The sequence below is a fragment of the Mycobacterium asiaticum genome (genome assembly GCF_001673365.1).
Taxonomy (GTDB): domain Bacteria; phylum Actinomycetota; class Actinomycetes; order Mycobacteriales; family Mycobacteriaceae; genus Mycobacterium; species Mycobacterium asiaticum_A.
Genome location: NZ_LZLS01000175.1, coordinates 25,478 through 43,826, shown reverse-complemented (window position 1 = coordinate 43,826; position 18,349 = coordinate 25,478). Strand labels below are relative to the sequence as shown.

Annotated in this window: 12 protein-coding genes (1 of these 12 only partly in view); 4 read left to right on the top strand and 8 right to left on the bottom strand. The window is 66.3% G+C overall.

What is annotated here, in order from left to right; all coding sequences use genetic code 11:
- Positions 1–73: 73 nt before the first annotated feature.
- The 4 genes from ftsY to A5634_RS19035 form a co-directional block, all read right to left on the bottom strand.
- Positions 74–1,378: a signal recognition particle-docking protein FtsY gene (gene ftsY / locus A5634_RS19050; protein ID WP_065145587.1), complete on the bottom strand. Its 1,305-nt coding sequence runs from the start codon at positions 1,376–1,378 to the stop codon at positions 74–76.
- 53 nt (positions 1,379–1,431) lie between these two features.
- Positions 1,432–5,028 carry a chromosome segregation protein SMC gene (gene smc / locus A5634_RS19045; RefSeq protein ID WP_065145586.1) on the bottom strand — a complete coding sequence of 1,199 codons (3,597 nt, stop codon included), beginning with the start codon at positions 5,026–5,028 and terminating at the stop codon, positions 1,432–1,434.
- A gap of 134 nt (positions 5,029–5,162) precedes the next feature.
- On the bottom strand, positions 5,163–5,456 hold the full coding sequence (locus A5634_RS19040; protein ID WP_065145585.1) for an acylphosphatase: 294 nt from the start codon (positions 5,454–5,456) through the stop codon (positions 5,163–5,165).
- Positions 5,443–5,856: an OsmC family protein gene (locus A5634_RS19035; protein ID WP_065145584.1), complete on the bottom strand. Its 414-nt coding sequence runs from the start codon at positions 5,854–5,856 to the stop codon at positions 5,443–5,445. The genes A5634_RS19040 and A5634_RS19035 overlap by 14 nt, the downstream gene beginning before the upstream one ends.
- Positions 5,857–5,923: 67 nt before the next feature.
- Between A5634_RS19035 and A5634_RS19030 the strand changes: the two genes are divergently transcribed.
- The gene (locus A5634_RS19030) at positions 5,924–6,700 is read left to right on the top strand and encodes a PIG-L family deacetylase (protein ID WP_065145590.1); all 777 of its coding nucleotides are present in this window, start codon (positions 5,924–5,926) and stop codon (positions 6,698–6,700) included.
- An 8-nt stretch (positions 6,701–6,708) separates the two neighbouring features.
- On the opposite strand, the gene mutM is transcribed toward A5634_RS19030, so the two are convergent.
- The 4 genes from mutM to sepIVA form a co-directional block, all read right to left on the bottom strand.
- Positions 6,709–7,569 (bottom strand): DNA-formamidopyrimidine glycosylase, encoded by an 861-nt coding sequence (gene mutM / locus A5634_RS19025; RefSeq protein WP_065145583.1) that lies wholly within the window; start codon positions 7,567–7,569, stop codon positions 6,709–6,711.
- 69 nt (positions 7,570–7,638) lie between these two features.
- Positions 7,639–8,376: a ribonuclease III gene (rnc, locus tag A5634_RS19020; protein WP_065145582.1), complete on the bottom strand. Its 738-nt coding sequence runs from the start codon at positions 8,374–8,376 to the stop codon at positions 7,639–7,641.
- A complete protein-coding gene (locus A5634_RS19015; protein ID WP_216638751.1) occupies positions 8,373–8,981 on the bottom strand; it encodes a YceD family protein in 609 nt (202 codons plus the stop codon). Before A5634_RS19015 ends, rnc begins: the two co-directional genes overlap by 4 nt.
- Before the next feature lie 67 nt (positions 8,982–9,048).
- Entirely contained in the window at positions 9,049–9,786 is a 738-nt protein-coding gene (sepIVA, locus tag A5634_RS19010) for a cell division protein SepIVA (RefSeq protein WP_065145581.1), read from the bottom strand.
- Between the two features lie 237 nt (positions 9,787–10,023).
- Here sepIVA and A5634_RS19005 point away from each other — a divergent pair, with 237 nt between their 5' ends.
- The 3 genes from A5634_RS19005 to A5634_RS18995 form a co-directional block, all read left to right on the top strand.
- Entirely contained in the window at positions 10,024–10,818 is a 795-nt protein-coding gene (locus tag A5634_RS19005) for a thioesterase II family protein (RefSeq protein WP_437339990.1), read from the top strand.
- Between the two features lie 669 nt (positions 10,819–11,487).
- Positions 11,488–13,239 carry a long-chain-fatty-acid--AMP ligase FAAL26/FadD26 gene (gene fadD26 / locus A5634_RS19000; protein WP_065145580.1) on the top strand — a complete coding sequence of 584 codons (1,752 nt, stop codon included), beginning with the start codon at positions 11,488–11,490 and terminating at the stop codon, positions 13,237–13,239.
- Positions 13,236–18,349 carry the 5' portion of a type I polyketide synthase gene (locus A5634_RS18995; RefSeq protein ID WP_065145579.1) on the top strand. Its footprint extends 430 nt past the window's final position, so only the first 5,114 of its 5,544 coding nucleotides appear in the window; the start codon lies at positions 13,236–13,238; its stop codon lies off the right edge, out of view. Before fadD26 ends, A5634_RS18995 begins: the two co-directional genes overlap by 4 nt.

The window sequence follows — 18,349 nt, the reverse complement described above, 5'->3', positions numbered from 1 at the left end:
AGCTCGCACTCCACTCGGAGGTCTTCGTCTTGTCACCTCACCACGCCGTCACCAACGTCCGTGGTCAGTACAGCTAGCCGAGCAGCGCGTCTACGAAGGCGGCGGGCTCGAACGGCGCGAGGTCGTCGGCGCCCTCCCCGAGCCCGACCAGCTTGACCGGAACCCCGAGTTCCTGTTGGACCCGGAAGACGATGCCACCCTTGGCCGTTCCATCCAGCTTTGTCAGCACCGCACCGGTGATGTCGACGACCTCGGCGAACACCTTGGCCTGAGCCAGGCCATTCTGACCGATCGTTGCGTCGAGGACCAGCAGCACCTCATCGACGGCCGCACGGCGGGTGACCACGCGCTTGACCTTGCCCAGCTCGTCCATCAGGCCGACCTTGGTGTGCAGCCGGCCGGCGGTGTCGATGACGACGACGTCAGCGCCGGCCTGGATGCCCTTGTCGACGGCGTCGAACGCCACCGATGCCGGGTCGGCGCCTTCGGCACCACGCACCACTTCGGCGCCGACGCGCGATGCCCAATTTTGCAGCTGGTCGGCCGCCGCGGCCCGGAAGGTGTCGGCCGCGCCGAGCACGACGCGTCGACCGTCGGCCACCAGCACCCGGGCCAACTTGCCGACGGTGGTGGTTTTTCCGGTGCCGTTGACCCCCACCACCAGCAGCACCGAGGGGTGGTCGGCGTGCGGCAGGGCGCGTATCGACCGGTCCATCTCGGGCTGCAGTTCTTTGATCAGCACCTCGCGCAATACGGCCCGAGCATCGGCTTCATTGCGGACATTGCCGCTGGCCAAGCGGCTGCGCAGCTGGGACACGACCGCTTCGGCGACCACTGGGCCCAGGTCGGCAATCAACAGGGTGTCCTCGACGTCCTGCCAGGAGTCCTCGTCCAGGTCGCCGCCGCCGATCAGGCCCAGCATGCTGCGGCCCAGGGCGTTCTGCGAGCGGGCCAGGCGCCCGCGGAGCCGCTCCAATCGCCCTTCCGGCGGTTCGATGGCTTCGATCTCCGGTGCGGCGGGCTCCGCGGCAACCTCAGGCTCGGGCTCGAGCTCCGGTTCGGCTGCAACTTCGGGCTCGGGCAGCTGAACCTCGGAGATGGTGCGTTTGGGCGCGTCGCGCGGGATGGTCGCGTCGTCGCCGACGGCCGGCAGCCCGGTGGTGTCGACCACCGGTTCGGGTCGGTCCAGCGTCGGAGTCTGGCTGAAGGTGATGCCCGACGAAGCGGTGTAACCCCCGGAGCGGTCGACGGCATCCGGTTTCGGCCCAGGCGCCAGGCTGATGCGACGCTTGCGGTAGCGCACCAGGCCGACGACCAGCGCGGCGATAATGACCAGGGCGGCGGCGACCGCGATCGCGATCCACAGACCTTCAGACACGCTGACTATCCTTCCCCGTACTCAAACTGGTTATTCGCCGCCGTTGCGGTGGGCTACGACGGACTCGCGACCAGCCGGTCCACCTGCTGCCCCCGGATCCGCTGCGAGATGACCGCGGTGATTCCGTCGCCTTGCATCGTGACGCCGTACAGCGCGTCGGCCACCTCCATGGTGGGCTTCTGGTGGGTGATGATGATCAGCTGCGAGCGGTCCCGCAGCATTTCGAACAGGCCGATGAGCCGGCGCAGGTTGGTGTCGTCCAGTGCCGCTTCCACCTCGTCCATGATGTAGAACGGCGACGGACGGGCCCGGAAGATCGCGACCAGCATCGCCACCGCGGTCAGCGCCTTTTCACCACCGGATAGCAAAGACAGCCTAGTGACCTTCTTGCCGGGGGGACGGGCCTCCACCTCGATGCCGGTTTTGAGCATGTCGTCGGGCTGGGTCAGCCGCAGCCTTCCCTCCCCGCCCGGGAACAGCGCGGTGAACACCGTTTGGAACTCGCGTTCTACGTCGGTGAATGCGTCACTGAACACTTGCAGGATACGGGCGTCGACGTCGGCGACGACATCCAGCAGGTCCTTACGGGCGCCTTTGACATCTTCGAGCTGGGTCGACAGGAAGTTGTACCGTTCCTCCAATGCAGCAAACTCTTCCAGCGCAAGCGGGTTGACCCTGCCGAGCTCGTTCAGCTCCCGTTCGGCACGCTTGGCCCGGCGTTCCTGGGTAGTGCGGTCGAACGGCATCGGCGCCGGCGCGACCACCTGCTCCCCTCGCTCGCGGGCCTGCTCGAACTCGGCCATCTCCAGGTCGGTCGGGGGCAGCGCGACGTCGGGACCGTATTCGGCGACCAGATCCGCCGGCGCCATCCCGAACTGTTCGAGCACCATCTGCTCGAGTTGCTCGATTCGCAGCGCAGCCTGCGCATTTGCCACTTCGTCGCGGTGCAGCGAATCGGTCAGGGCGGCCACCCGCGCGCCCAGCGTGTTCGTCTCATCACGGACCGCGGCCAGTGCGGCCGACCGTTGCTGGCGTTCGGCGGTCAACTCGTCGCGCAGCTGAGAAGCCGAATCCACCACCCGGTTCAGCCGCCAGGCCAGCAGTCGCCCGGATTCGGCCACCGCCGCGGCCACCGCCGCCGCGCGCATTCGGGCGGCGCGCGCCTGTTCGGCGCGCAGACGGGCATCGCGTTCGGCCGCCGCCGCGCGCCGCAGCGAGTCGGCCCGCCCGCGCACCGCGTTGGCGCGTTCCTCGGCGGTGCGCACCGTCAGCCTGGCCTCGACCTCCAAGCTGCGCGCCATGTCGGCCGCGGCGGCGATCTCCTGCCGGTTATCGGGTTCGGCCTGCTGCACGTGTTCGCTCTGCTGGGCGTTGCGCAACCTGGTCTCGAGTTCGATCACTTCCTCGACGGTCCGCACCCGCCCGGCTTCAAGCTCCTCGCGTTGCTGCAGCAACCTGGTCCACTCGTCGTCGGCCGCGCGCGCCTCCTGCCCCAACCGGCCGAGCTGGTCGTACATGGCCGAGATCGTGGTGTCGGATTCATTGAGTGCGGCCAGTGCGTGCTCGGCCGCATCCTGTCTGGCGGCCTGTTCGGTCAGCGCGCCGGATAGCGCCGCGCTCAACTGAGCGACCTGTGTCTCGGCGGCGGCCAGGTCGTTTCGCGCCTTTTCGATCTCCGAGGCGATCTCGAGGGTGGAAACCTTGCGATCCGATCCCCCGCTGACCCAACCGGCGCCCACCAGATCGCCTTCGAGGGTGACCGCGCGCAGTGCGGGTCGGCTGGCTACCAGATCCAGCGCGTCGCCCAGGTCGTTGACCACCGCGACACCGGACAACATGGCCACCATGGCCCCGCGCAGTCGTGCCGGCGCCTCGATCAGATCCAGCGCCCACAGCGCCCCGCCGGGCAGGGCGCCGCCCGGCGGCGGCTCGGCCGGCCAGTCACTGAGCACCAGTGCGGCCCGGCCGCCGTCGGCCTGCTTGAGCGCGGCGACGGCGGCCCGCGCGGTACTCAAGCTGTCGGCGGCCAGGGCGTCGGCCGCCGAGCCCAGCACCGTGGCCAGCGCCACCTCGTAGCCTGGACGCACCCGGACCAGTTCCGCGACGGAGCCGAAAAGCCCTGTGTCACCGTGGTTTCGGGCTAACCACGCGGTCCCGTCCTTGCGTTCCAGGCTCACCGACAGCGCGTCGATACGGGCGCGCAACGACGCCACTTCGCGTTCCGCGCCGCGTTCAGCGGCCTGCAACTCGGTAACCCGTTCGTCGCTGTGGCGCAGCGCCGCCACCGTGCGTTCGTGCTGCTCGTCGAGTCCAACCTCACCCTGGTCGAGTTGGCCGACCCGGCCTTGCACGCTTTCGAACTCAGCGCGGGACTGCTGTGCTCGGGCGGCGGCATGTTCGATCCGCTCGGACAATTGCGAGACGGTGTTGTCGATCGACTCGACGCGCGCGCGCATGGTTTCCACCTGACCGGCCAACCGCGCCAGGCCTTCTCGCCGGTCGGCCTCGGCGCGGACCGCCGCGAGATGGGCTTTATCGGCCTCGACGGCTCGGCGCTCCCGTTCGGCCAGTTCCGCGCGCGCGGCATCGAGCCGGATACGCGCCTCTTCCAACTCAGCAAGCAGCTGTTCCTCGAACAGGGCCACCTGCTCGGCCTCGGCTTCCAAAGCGTCGGGATCGGTGTCGCTGGTCCGCACCGGCTCGACGTCGAGGTGATGAGCGCGTTCACTGGCGATGCGTATCGTCGCGCCGACCCGTTCGGCCAAGGCGGACAACCGAAACCAGGTCTGCTGTATCGCCTCGGCGCGCTGGGACAGCTCGGTGAGCGATTCTTCGTGCGCGGCAAGCTCTTCGGCAGCGACCGCCAGCCGGGCGGCGGCGTCGTCGTGCTCGCGGCGCATGCTGGTCTCGGTGTCGAAGATCGCCTGACGCTCGGCCCGGCGGTGCACCAGGTCGTCGGCGGCCAGGCGCAGCCGGGCGTCGCGCAGGTCGGCCTGAATGGTCTGTGCGCGACGGGCCACTTCGGCTTGCCGGCCCAACGGTTTGAGTTGACGACGCAGTTCGGTGGTCAGGTCGGTGAGGCGGGCCAGGTTTGCCGCCATCGCGTCGAGCTTGCGCAGCGCCTTTTCCTTGCGCTTGCGGTGCTTGAGCACGCCGGCGGCCTCTTCGATGAACGCGCGCCGGTCTTCGGGCCGGGACTGCAGGATTTCGTCGAGCTTGCCTTGGCCGACGATGACGTGCATTTCGCGGCCGATTCCGGAGTCGCTGAGCAATTCCTGGACATCCATCAAACGGCAACTGCTGCCGTTGATTTCGTATTCACTGGCGCCGTCGCGGAACATCCGGCGGGTGATCGACACCTCGGAGTACTCGATCGGCAGCGCGTTGTCGGAGTTGTCGATGGTGACGGTGACCTCGGCGCGGCCCAGCGGGGCACGCGAGGAGGTGCCGGCAAAGATGACGTCCTCCATCTTGCCGCCGCGCAGTGTCTTGGCCCCCTGCTCCCCCATCACCCAGGCCAGCGCGTCGACCACGTTGGATTTACCCGAACCATTGGGCCCGACGACCGCGGTGATGCCCGGCTCGAAGCGCAGAGTCGTCGGCGCCGCGAAGGACTTGAAGCCCTTGAGCGTCAGACTCTTGAGGTACACGGCGAGCCAGACTACCGCTGATCCCGGCCGCGCCGGCGCACCAAGGGGTGTCGTCGGCTGCGACATGGCCTGGTCACACACAGCCCGACCCACTGGCCACAATGACCCCATCGGTCACTGCCAGCCGGGGGCTATCAGCGTTCGACGAATCCCTGGTATTGCTCGGTGGGCTCCGACCAGTCGGCGCTCACCTTGTCCACATGACCCGGGCGGGCCGGCCACGTGTCACCGCCTTCGAGTAGCTGCAGCAGTTCCTCGGCGGCCGCGCGGGGTCCCTGAGCCACAACCTGCACGCTTCCATCGGCGCGGTTGGCCGCGTAACCGGTCAGGCCCAGTTCGAGCGCGCGACTGCGGGTCCACCAGCGAAAGCCCACGCCCTGGACTTTTCCGTGGACCGACGCCGTGAGCCGGACGTCAGGATCGGACATCTTTGACCTCGAAGTTCACTGTGGTGCCCGACTTCAGCGTCCGTCCGACGGTGCAGACAGCGTCGATCGCCCGGTTGACCACAACCAGCAGCCGTTCGGCGTCTTCCTCGGACAACCCGGACAGGTCCAACTCGAGGACCTCCTCGAGCAGCGGATAGCGCTCCTGGTCGCGGTCCGCCGCGCCGGACACCCGGATCACGGCCTGATAGTCGTCGCCCAGCCGGCGAGCCAGCGGCTGGTCGCTGGACATGCCGGAACACGCGGCCAGCGCGATCTTCATCAGCTCGCCGGGAGTGAACACTCCCTCGACGTCCTCGGAGCCGACGAGCACCTGCGCGCCCCGTGAGCTGTGTCCCGTATAGCGGCGGGTACCGGTGCGTTCGACCCACAGTTCGGTCATGGCTCATTTCTACCGGGTTCTCACCGGACCGCCGGAGGCGCCATGGACGACGGGCATACTGCGTGGCATGGCTACCGTTGTCGCCCTGCACGCCCATCCCGATGACGAAGTGATCCTCACCGGCGGGACGCTCGCGCGGGTGGCTGCAGCCGGGCACCGAGCGGTGGTCGTAACCGCGACCGACGGTCGGGTACACAACGACGAAGACGACCGCCGAATGGACGAGTTGCATTCCAGCACAGGCATTCTCGGCGTACAACGAACGGAGTGCCTGGGCTATGCCGACAGCGGCTTCGGCCCGGAGTTCTACCCGGATCCACCCGGACGGGTCCGGTTCGGGCGCGCCGATGTCGAGGAGGCAGCACAGCGCGTGGCCACCATCCTGCGCGACGAAGACGCCGACGTGCTGCTGAATTACCAGTCCAACGGTGGCTACGGCCACCGCGACCACATCCAGGTCCACCATGTCGGCAAGCGTGCCGCCGAACTCGCCGCGACTCCGCGAGTACTCGAGGTGACCATGCCGCGCGAATTGCTAACCAGGACAGCCGATCTGGCCCACTGGCTGCGGCTGCCAGCTCCTTACGAGCGGGAGGTCGCCCGCAACGCCTATGCGCCGCGCGCGACAATCACCCACCGGGTCGATGTGTTCCGGTATGCGCGACAAAAGCGTAATGCGATGGCTGCCCACCGCTCCCAGGTCGATGGAAATGGCTTGAGCAGCTTGCTGTTCGACGCGATGCTCAAAACGCCGCCGCAACTGTTCGGCCTACTGTTCGGCCGGGAGTGGTTTGTCGATCCGACGCTGCCGGCCGGCACCCGTCGCCGCGACATTTTCGACTGACTTTCTCGTCAACGACGTGGTCGCGGTTGGCATTTCGGGCAATAGAACGACGAGCGGTTCATGAACTTCTCTCGGCGCATCACCGCGCCACACCGCCGGCAGTTCTCGCCTTCCCGCCCGTAGGCGTCCAGTGACCGGTCGAAGTAGCCCGATTCGCCGTTAACGTTGACGTACAGCGAATCGAACGACGTGCCGCCCTTGCCCAGCGCCTCGCGCATCACGTCGGCTGCTGCGGACAGGATGTCGGCCAACCGCCGGCGGGAAAGCGTGTCGGCGATCCGCGCGCCGTTGACCTTGGCTCGCCACAGTGCCTCGTCGGCGTAGATGTTGCCGATCCCGGACACCACCTGCTGATCCAGCAGCTGGCGCTTGATCTCAGAATGCTTGCGGCGCAACACTTCAACCACCGCATCGGCATCGAACCGTGGGTCCAGCGGATCACGCGCCAGGTGCGCGACGGGTGCCGGGACGACGCTACCGTCCACCGTCACCAGGTCGGCGAGCAACCAGCCGCCGAAGGTCCGTTGATCGGCGAAACTCAGCACCGTCCCGTCGTCGAGCAGTGCGGAAATCCGGACGTGATCGGCGCGCGGCACCGTCCCCAGCAGCATCTGCCCGCTCATCCCCAGGTGCACGACAAGCGCGACGTCTGGATCGCCAGGCTTGTCCAACGTCAGCCATAGGTACTTGCCACGCCGATCGGTGCCGGTGATGCGCGCGTCGAGCAGCCGCGCGGTCAGGTCGGCGGGCCCGGCCTCGTGGCGTCGCACCGCCCGTGGGTGGTGGACCCGGACCGCGGTGATCGTCTTGCCCACTACGTGGGTTTGCAGACCGCGCCGCACCACCTCGACTTCCGGTAGCTCAGGCACCTAGTGATGATCGCAAGCCCGGCGAAGCCGGGCGCGGCGGGGCAAGGCGGGGCAGGGCGCGGGCAAGGCTCAGCCGGAGGACTTTCCGGCCGTGTCCAGCGCGGACGAAGTCGGCGAGCCGGCCTCGAGCGCCTTGTAGGCGGCCGAGGCCGCCTTCTGCTCGGCTTCCTTCTTGGTGCGCCCGACACCCGACCCGTATTCGGTCTCCATCACCACGACCACCGCGGTGAATTCCTTGTCATGGTCCGGACCGGTCGAGGTGACCAGGTAGGACGGCGCGCCCAGCGTCCGTGCCGCGGTGAGCTCCTGCAGGCTGGTCTTCCAATCCAAGCCGGCACCGAGCGTGGGCGCGGTGTCCAACAGCGGTCCGAACAAGCGCAAGATCGTTTCGCGCGCCACCTCGATGCCATGCTGCAGATAGATCGCACCCAGCAGCGATTCCATGCCGTCGGCCAGGATGCTGGATTTGTCGGCGCCGCCGGTGTTGGCCTCGCCACGGCCCAGCAGCACGTGTACGCCCAGGCCGTCGTCGCTCAGGTTGCGCGCGACATCGGCCAGCGCCTGGGTGTTGACGATGCTGGCCCGCAGTTTGGCCAGGTCGCCTTCCGAACGTTCCGGGTGGCGACGATAGAGCTCGTCGGTGATGGTCAGGCCGAGTACCGCGTCGCCGAGGAACTCCAAGCGCTCGTTGGTGGGCAGCCCGCCGTTCTCGTAGGCGTAGCTGCGGTGCGTCAGCGCCAATCCCAGCAGTTCGTCGGGCAGATCGACACCCAGCGCATCGAGCAGTTTCTGCCGCGATGGGGTCACCGCTCACCTCGCTGTTCGGTGTCCGCGTCGTCTTGGTTAGGCAACATCGCAGCCAGTTTGGCCCACCTGGGGTCGATCAGATCGTGCTGGTGCCCCGGTTCGGCGGCCAGCGAGACGCCACACTGCGGGCACAGACCTGGGCACTCGGACGAGCACACCGGTGAGAACGGCAGTTCCAGTCCGACGGCGTCGATGATCTGCTGCTCGAGGTTGATGGTCTGGTCGACCACGTGACCGACCTCGTCTTCCTCGGTGGTCGCCTCGGTAGCACTGTCTGGATACGCGAATAGTTCGGTCAGCTCCACCTGCACCCGGCCCTGGATGGGCGACAGACAGCGCGAGCACTCCCCGGTGGTGGGACCGCTCACCGTCCCGGTCACCAGCACCCCTTCAGAGACCGATTGCAAGATCAGGTCGAGGTCAAGTGGGGCGCCGCGTTCGATCGCGATCAGTTCCACGCCGATGCGCGACGGGCTGGGCACGGTCTCGCGCTCCGCCACCATTGCTCCCGGGCGCCGGCCCAACCGGGTTACATCAAAGGTCAACGGACCCAGCGCGGAGCCTCGGTTGGACCGGTGTGCCGTGTGGCTGTGCTGCTTGGCCATACCGGGAATCCTACGGCGCGCGGAGCGCAGATCCACGGCCTGCGGCCGCATCGGTTTGATCGAGCGCTTAACGAGTCACGTAGTCGTGGGTGCCGGCCGCCGTCCGAAGTTGGTGGCGGCCACGGCCGACGGAACGCAGGGTGCCGTTGAGGAACTCCTCGAATTCGGCGAGTTTGGCGTCGACGTAGATGTCGCATTCCCCGCGCAACCGGTCGGCCTCGGCATGCGCGGTGTCGATGAGCCGGGTTGATTCCGCGTGGGCGGCCTGCACTACCTCGTTCTGCGACACCAGCCGCTGCTGTTCTTTGATGCCTTCTTGCACGGCCTTCTCATAGGAGATGTTGCCGCTCTCGATCAGCCGGTCACATTCGGTCTTCGCGCGGCTGACGCTGGCCTCGTACTCACGCTTTGCCGACGCCGCGATGCGCATGGCCTCCTCGCGCGCCTCGCCGACCATCCGCTCGCTGTGCTGGCGCGCCTCGCTGACCATCCGGTCGGCCTGCGCTTTGGCGTCCGACAGCAGCCGGTCGGCCTCGGCGCGGGCATGGTTGACCATCGATTCCGACTCGGTCGTCGCCGAAGACACCATCGAGTCGGCGTGCGCTTTGGCGTCATGCAGCATGGAATCGCGTGCGTCGAGCACGTCCTGGGCGTCGTCGAGTTCGCCGGGGATCGCATCCTTGATGTCGTCGATCAACTCCAGCACGTCGCCGCGGGGTACCACGCACCCCGCTGTCATCGGAACGCCACGGGCTTCTTCGACGATGGCGCTCAATTCGTCGAGCGCTTCAAAGACTCGGTACACGGCCAAACCCTCCTGGCGTCTTGCAAAAATCCCTGTTGTGACCAGTGTGCCTGGTGTTACGTCTGTGACAGCGGTGATGGCGTCGGTGTGTCGGGTCCAATTTTGATGTGCAGACCGCATCTAGAGTTCGCCCGGCACCCCAGACCATCCCGATTGGCACGTGGTTTGCCTTCCACACTATCTCCGTCGCGCGGCTGTGGGCAGCCCAAGTACGCAGCCGACCAGCATCTTTGCCCGCTGCGGCGTCGATCAGCGCGGCTGGGAGTCACGTATGCTGGCTCGGTGCAGGCCAGTTCGACCAACAGCAATATAGACGAAAATCGAAATAAGCCCACGCTCTACATTTTCCCGCATGCCGGCGGAACCGCCAAAGACTATATCGCTTTCTCCAAAGAATTTTCCGGTAGCCTGGCGCGCATCGCTGTCCAATATCCCGGTCAGCGAGATGGTGCCGGTCTGCCGCCGCTTTCGAGCATTCCCGCACTGGCCAACGACATTTTCGCGATGATGAAGCCGGCCGCGCGAGTCGATGTTCCGGTCGCGTTCTTCGGCCACAGCATGGGTGGGATGTTGGCATTCGAAGTCGCGTTAAGGTTCCAGGCCGCGGGATATCAGGTGCTCGCATTTTTTGTGTCGGCATGTTCGGCGCCCGGGCATATCAGGTATAAGCAGATAAAAGAAATGTCCGATAGCGAGATGTTGAATCTGGTCGCTCAGATGACGGGCATGAACCCAGAATTTTTCGACGACGAAGAATTCTTGGTCGGCGTGCTGCCCACCTTGCGCGCGGCACGGGCAATCGCGGGTTATGACAGTCCGCCCGAGAAAAAGCTGACGTGTCCCATTTACGGCTTTATCGGGGATAAGGATTGGATAACCACCCGGGAAGACATGAACCCGTGGGGCGATCGGACGAGCTCCGAATTTGCGATGCGGGTATTTCCCGGCGACCACTTTTACCTCAACAACAATTTGCCAGAACTGGTCAACGACATCGAGACCAGAACGCTGGAGTGGTCGGACTCCTATTAGCTGGCCGGGTCGGGCCGGCTAAGCGAACCCGGTGGTCGCGCAGCCGCACTGCGCCACACGGGCGTCGACGCAGACTGGACCCCCGCACCCATACGAGACCGTCCCGAACGAGGATGCGGTGGCGTGCCAGCCCCCTGGGGTAGACCGCGCGTGCAGGCGATCCGGCGGACGCGGTCGCCGGAGGTGTTACCCTCGTCACAACGGGACGCTGGTGCCAAAAGCGGGCGGCCCCCGAGCGCACGAACCACTGGCTCAGTTCTCACACCGCCCACAGCCACCACAGATGTATCAGGAATCACAACAGTCACAGCAGCGAGCCGGCCCTTATGAGTCTTAGCGCAGATCAGGGCACTGCGCCCCCGGGCAGCGACCTCAAAGCTGGCTGTGTAAAGCATGAAAATTTTCCGATAACCCCCGCACCCCTACCGAGAGATGATTACCGTTGAACACGCGACTAGTTGTTCGGGGAGCGGGATTAGTCCAGGGTCGATCATCAAGGCGGCACACAGGCGTGCCCGGGTGGGGACGTAGGAAATCGTTAGATCGGTCTGGTCTGCACACACCTACCGGTTTCGGGGCAGCGGTCGCACCGCCCAGCGGTCCGATAAGCAACTCATCGGGTCAGCAGCAAAGAAAATGCGCATGCAGTCGAATGGGAGTTTAAACGCGATGCCGGTGACCGACGGTTCCCTCCCCGCTTTGCTCAAGCAGCGGGCCGATCAACAGGCGGACACCGCGGCATACACATTCATCGATTACGGTTTGGATCCTAAAGGGTTTGCTGAAACGCTGACTTGGTCGCAAGTATACGGTCGGGCGTGCGTTATCGCCGAGGAATTGACATTGTGCGGTGCGCCCGGCGATCGTGTGGCGATTCTGGCTCCACAGGGCTTGGAATATGTCGTTGCGTTCCTCGGTGCGCTACAGGCCGGATTTATCGCGGTTCCGCTTTCGACGCCGCAGTACGGCATTCACGACGATCGCGTCTCGGCGGTTCTGCGCGACTCCAAGCCGGTCGCCATTCTCACCACCTCGTCGGTGGCGGGTGATGTTTCGAAGTATGCGTGTGCGCAGAACGGCCAAACAGCTCCGGTCGTCATCGAAGTCGACCTGCTGGACCTCGACTCACCATGCGAGTCGACGGGTGTCCCGCGCCTGTCCAGTGGGGCCGCGTATCTGCAATACACCTCTGGATCAACGCGCACCCCGGCAGGTGTGATCGTTTCGCACAAGAACGTCATCGCAAATGTGACGCAGAGTCTCTACGGGTATTTCGGGGATCTCGCAAAAATCCCGAACGGCACCGTGGTCTCATGGCTGCCTTTGTTTCACGACATGGGTTTGATTCTCGGAATTTGCGCTCCGATGGTCGCGCAGCGAAGTGCGGTGTTGTTGAGCCCGATGGCGTTTCTACGGCGTCCCGCGTGCTGGATGCAGTTGCTCGCGACCAATCCGTCGTGCTTTTCCGCGGCGCCGAACTTCGCGTTCGAATTGGCGGTGCGCCGGACCTCCGACGATGACATGGCCGGATTGGACCTGGGCGACGTGGTGGGCATCGTCAGCGGCAGTGAGCGGATCCACGTCGCAACCGTGAAGCGTTTCACCGAGCGGTTCGCCAAATACAACCTCAGCCCCACCGCGGTTCGACCGTCCTACGGTCTGGCCGAGGCGACGCTGTACGTGGCGGCCCCCGAACCGGCAACCGCTCCAAGCACGGTTCGGTTCGACTACGAACACCTGACCGCCGGACAGGCCAAACGCTGCGGCACCGACGGTTCGGTCGGCACCGAACTCATCAGTTACGGATCGCCCAGTTCGTCTGCTGTTCGGATTGTCAACCCGGACACCATGGTTGAGAACATGTCCGGCGACGTCGGCGAGATCTGGGTGCACGGCGATCATGTGGCCCTGGGGTACTGGCAGAAGCCGGAGCAGACCAACCGCATCTTCAACGCCAAGATCGCCGATCCCGCGCCGGGAACACCGGAAGGCCCGTGGCTGCGCACCGGCGATCTGGGCGTCCTGTCCGAGGGTGAGCTGTTCATCATGGGCCGCATCAAAGACCTGTTGATCGTCGACGGCCGGAACCACTACCCCGACGACATCGAAGCAACGATCCAGGAGATCACCGGCGGCCGGGTCGCGGCGATCTCGGTGCCGGACGACATCACCGAACAGTTGGTGGCGATCATCGAACTCAAGAGACGCGGCGCGTCGGCCGAAGACGCCATGCTCAAACTGCGCTCGGTCAAACGCGAGGTCACCTCGGCGATCTCGAAATCGCACAGCCTGCGCGTCGCCGACCTGGTCCTGGTTTCTCCCGGCTCGATACCGATTACCACCAGCGGCAAGATCCGGCGTTCGGCCTGCGTGGAGCGCTACCAGAGCGACGGATTCAAGCGGCTGGACGTTGCGGTATGACGGCCAGCATCGGCGGCGAAGCCGATTTGCGCCACTGGCTGGTCGACTACCTGGTAACCAACATCGGCTGCACCCCCGACGAGGTCGATCCCAATCTGTCTTTAGCCGATTTGGGCGTGGGCTCTCGCGACGCGGTCGTGTTGTCCGGTGAGCTGACCGAACTGTTGGGCAAGACGGTGTCCCCGATCGACTTTTGGGAGCACCCAACCATCAACGACCTGGCCGCCTACCTCACCGCACCGGAACCCGACCCGGAATCTGCGGCCGCGCTCCGTCGCCCGGCGCACAACTCCCTCGAGGAGCCGATCGCCGTCATCGGAATGGGATGCCGCTTCCCGGGTGGCATATCTGGACCAGATGCGTTGTGGGACTTCCTGTGTGAGCGCCGTTCCTCGATCGGAAAGGTCCCCGACGAGCGCTGGGAGCTGTTCGACGACGGCTCGGCGGAGGTCAAGGCGGTGCTCGCCCGTACCACCCGGTGGGGCTCCTTCCTGACCGACATCGACGCGTTCGACGCGGAGTTCTTCGAAATCTCTCCCAGCGAAGCCGACAAGATGGACCCGCAGCAGCGCCTGCTGCTGGAGGTGGCGTGGGAAGCGTTGGAGCACGCGGGAATTCCGCCCAGCTCGTTGCGCCGTTCGCAGACGGGCGTGTTCGCGGGATCCTGCTTGAGCGAATACGGCGCCATCGCCTCCACCGATCTGGGGCAGATAGACGGCTGGAGCAATACCGGTGGCGCGATGAGCATCATCGCCAACCGGCTGTCGTACTTCCTTGACCTGCGCGGCCCGTCGGTGGCGGTGGACACCGCGTGCTCGTCGTCGTTGGTGGCCATCCATCTGGCCTGCCAGAGCCTTCGCACCCAGGACTCCCAGCTGGCGATCGCGGCCGGGGTCAATTTGTTGTTGTCGCCGGCGGTTTTTCGCGGTTTCGACCAGGTGGGGGCGTTGTCGCCGACGGGTCATTGCCGCGCCTTCGATGCGGCCGCCGACGGCTTTGTGCGCGGCGAGGGTGCCGGGGTGGTGGTGCTCAAGAGGTTGACCGACGCGCAGCGCGACGGCGACCGGGTGCTGGCGGTGATTTGCGGCTCGGCCGTCAACCAGGACGGCCGCTCGAACGGACTGATGGCCCCCAACCCAGCGGCGCAGATGGCGGTGCTGCGCGCCGCGTACAGCAACGCGGGCATGCAGCCCAACGAGGTCGACTACGTCGAAGCGCACGGTACCGGCACCCTGCTGGGCGACCCGATTGAGGCGCGCGCCTTGGGCACCGTCCTGGGCCGCGGACGCTCCCTCGACGCTCCCCTGCTGCTCGGCGCCGTCAAAACCAACCTCGGGCACACCGAGGCGGCGGCCGGGATCGCCGGGTTCATCAAGACGGTACTTGCGGTGCAGCGCGGCACAATTCCGCCCAACCAGCGCTTCGAGAGCCCCAACCCCCACATTCCTTTCGCCGACTTGCGGATGAAAGTCGTTGACGCGCAGACCGACTGGCCCGAAACCGGACACCCACGTCGGGCGGGTGTGTCGTCGTTCGGGTTTGGTGGCACCAATGCCCACGTCGTGATCGAACAAGGGCAGGAAGCACTTTCGCCAACCGAGCGACTTGCCGATCCGGTGTCGACGCTCGTGGTCGCGGGCAAGACGGCGCAGCGGGTTGCGGCGACGGCAGGGGTATTGGCCGATTGGTGGGAGGGTGCCGGGGCCGGGGCGGGTTTGGCGGAGGTGGCTCACACCGTTAATCACCACCGCTCCCGGCAGACCAAGTTCGCCACGGTGGTGGCGCGTGATCGTGAGCAGGCGGTGGCCGGGTTGCGCGCCCTGGCCGCCGGTCAACGGGTGCCAGGTGTTGTCGGCCCTCAGGACGGTTCGCCCGGGCCGGGCACGGTGTTCGTCTACTCCGGTCGCGGATCCCAGTGGGCCGGGATGGGTCGGCTTTTGCTGGCCGAGGAACCGGCATTTGCCGCCGCGGTCGCCGACCTGGAGCCAGATTTCGTTGCCCAGGCCGGTTTTTCGCTGCACGAGGTGCTGGCCGACGGTCGGGAACTAATCGGCATCGAGCACATCCAGCTGGGTCTGATCGGTATTCAGTTGGCGCTCACCGAACTGTGGCGCTCCTATGGCGTGCAACCAGACCTGGTCATCGGGCACTCCATGGGCGAGGTAGCCGCGGCCGTAGTCGCCGGCGCACTGACCCCCGCCCAAGGCCTACGCGTCACCGCCACCCGGGCACGGCTAATGGCCCCGCTGTCAGGCCAGGGCGCCATGGCGTTGCTCGAACTCGACGCCGCGGCCACCGAGGCACTGATCGCCGACTACCCGCAAGTGACTCTCGGCATTTACAACTCGCCACGCCAAAGCGTGATCTCCGGACCCACCACCGAGATCGAGGAGCTGATCACCGCGGTCCGCGCCCAAAACCGCTTCGCCGGCCGGGTCAATATCGAAGTGGCCCCGCATAATCCGGCCATGGACGCCCTGCAGCCGGCCATGCGCGCCGAGCTCGCCGACCTCACACCGCGCACCCCCACCATCCCGATCATCTCCACCACCTACCAAAACCCCACCGACACCCCGGTTTTCGACGCCCAACACTGGGCCACCAACATGCGCAACCCAGTACATTTCCAACACGCCATCACCCACGCGTCGGATCGCCACACCTGCCACACTTTTGTAGAAATCAGCCCCCACCCGCTACTCACCCAAGCCGTCATCGACACACTGCACGGAGCGCAGCACGGCACCAAATACATCAGCATCGGCACGCTGCACCGGGATACCGACGACACCATCACTTTTCACACCAATGTCAACACGGTGCACAGCGCCCACCCGCCGCACACTCCACACCCGCCGGAGCCGCACCCGGTCATCCCCACCACCCCCTGGCAGCACACCCGGCACTGGATCGACACCAAACGTGCTGTCAACTCCGTGGTTTCGGCCCCTGCCGCCGGCACACTGCTCGGCCAGCACAGTAGGGTTACCGCGGTAGACGGCGGCCTGCCGTCCCATCTCTGGCAGGCCCGGCTAGCACCGGACGCCAAGCCGTATCGGGGTCGGCACCGCTTTCACGGTGCCGAGGTGGTTCCCGCCTCGATCGTGCTGCGCACACTGCTCTGCGCCGCAAGAGAATTGGGCTACTCGGCGCTGTCTACGGTGCATTTCGACCAGCCCGTTTTCGCCGACCGGCCCCGACTGATTCAAGTGGTTGCCGACGACCAGTCGGTCAGCGTGGCCTCCCGCGCTGCCGACATCCCGTCGGATCGTTGGGTACGGCATGCGACCGCGCGGCTGTCGTCAGCGGAGCCTGTCCCGACTCAGACGGGCGTCGGCGGTCGGGTGTCTGCGGACGACATTCCAGACGTCACCGAACAACTCGCCATGCGCGGGGTCGACGGTCTGCCCTTCAAGTGGACATTGGACTCGTGGATCCCGACATCGACCGGCGTGCACGCGGCGGTTCAGCTGCCCGACGCGCTGCCCGACGGGTCGCTCGGGCCGCTGCTGGATGCGGCCGTTATCGTCGGGGCGCTGTCGGACGTGACCGATGGGCGCCTCTATGTTCCGGCCAGCATCGAAGCGGTGTCGCTGCACGGCGAGGCCACCGAAGCTCGCGGAAGCGTGACCCTCAGCAACATCGGCCCACACGATGACCACCGCGGTGTCGATGTCAGCGTCGCGCCACACGGCGGCTCACCGTGCTTGTCGATGCGGTCACTTCGGTATCGGGTATTGGATTTCGAAGCGGCGCCCGAGGGCCACCGCGACGTCGTGGGCCCCACGGACGCACGGAAGTTCGTGCACACACTGGACTGGCGGCCGCGCCCCGAACCGGTTGGGCTCGGAAGCGGCGCGGGTTCGCTGGCGGTTCTCGGCGCCGAGATGCTGCGAGATCGCCTCGCAGAGCGAGGTTTTGCGCCGGCGTCTGTTGCCGGGGCCCGCTACACACTTTACGTCGCCGAGTCGGCGGCCGACGACAGCCGCGAGAGCGATGTCGACTTCGCCGTGCGGGTCTGCGCCGAAATCGCCGACGTGGTACGGACGTTGGCGCAGCGCGCCGAGCCTGCCGCGCTGTGGATCGTCACGCGCGGCGTGCACGAATCAGCCACCCCCTCGGCACTGCGCCAGAGCTTTTTGTGGGGCTTGGCCGGGGTCCTGGCCAGCGAACACCCCGACCTGTGGGGCGGATTGGTTGACCTGCCCGAGGCGCAGTCCGAAGCACTTGACGAAGCCGCACCAACGCTGGCCACCCTGATACCGACTGCCAGCAAACAGATTCTGGTGCTGCGTGACGGCATCGTGCTGGCGGCGACGCTAGCGCCACTACGCGGCGAGCCAGCACGCCGGTCGGTGCAGTGCCGGCTCGACGCGGCCTACCTGGTGACCGGTGGAATGGGGGCGCTGGGCCTGCTGATGGCCGACTGGCTTGCCGACCGCGGCGCGCGCCGGCTGGTCCTGACCGGCCGAACCCCGTTGCCCGCCCGGCGCGAGTGGGATCTCGACTCGGATGATGCCGAGCTGCGTCGCAAGATCGCCGCGATCCGGGCGCTCGAAATGCGCGGTGTGACAGTCGAAGCCGTCGCTGTCGATGTCGGATGCCGCGACGAGGTACAGGCGCTACTGGACCGACGGGACCGTGACGGCGCCGCTCCCATCCGCGGCATCATCCACGCCGCGGGTGTCATCAACGATCAGCTGGTGACGACCATGACCGAGGACGCCGTTCGCGAAGTGGTGTGGTCCAAGATCGGCGGCGGCCAGGTACTGCACGAGGTGTTCCCGCCCGGCAGCGTTGACTTCTTCTTCCTGACCTCCTCGGCCGCAGCGGTTTTCGGCATCCCGGGACAGGGCTCCTACGCTGCTGCCAACGCCTACCTGGACGCCCTGGCGCGTGCCCGCCACCGACAGGGTTGCCACACCATGAGTCTGGACTGGGTGGCCTGGCGTGGACTCGGATTCGCTGCTGATGCGCAGATAGTCAGCGACGAGCTGCAGCGGATGGGCTCACGCGACATCACCCCGGCCGAAGCGTTCACCGCCTGGGAACACGTCGACGGCTACGACGTTGCGCAGGCTGTAGTCATACCGCTGCCCTCCGCAACGGA

What these genes read in the sequence shown, in the direction of transcription:
- A5634_RS19040 (WP_065145585.1), bottom strand. Translation starts at nt 5,456, where the DNA reads ATGTCCGATCCTGACGTCCGGCTCACGGCGTCGGTCCACGGAAAAGTC.
- fadD26 (WP_065145580.1), top strand. Translation starts at nt 11,488, where the DNA reads ATGCCGGTGACCGACGGTTCCCTCCCCGCTTTGCTCAAGCAGCGGGCC.
- A5634_RS19030 (WP_065145590.1), top strand. Translation starts at nt 5,924, where the DNA reads ATGGCTACCGTTGTCGCCCTGCACGCCCATCCCGATGACGAAGTGATC.
- A5634_RS19015 (WP_216638751.1), bottom strand. Translation starts at nt 8,981, where the DNA reads ATGGCCAAGCAGCACAGCCACACGGCACACCGGTCCAACCGAGGCTCC.
- A5634_RS19035 (WP_065145584.1), bottom strand. Translation starts at nt 5,856, where the DNA reads ATGACCGAACTGTGGGTCGAACGCACCGGTACCCGCCGCTATACGGGA.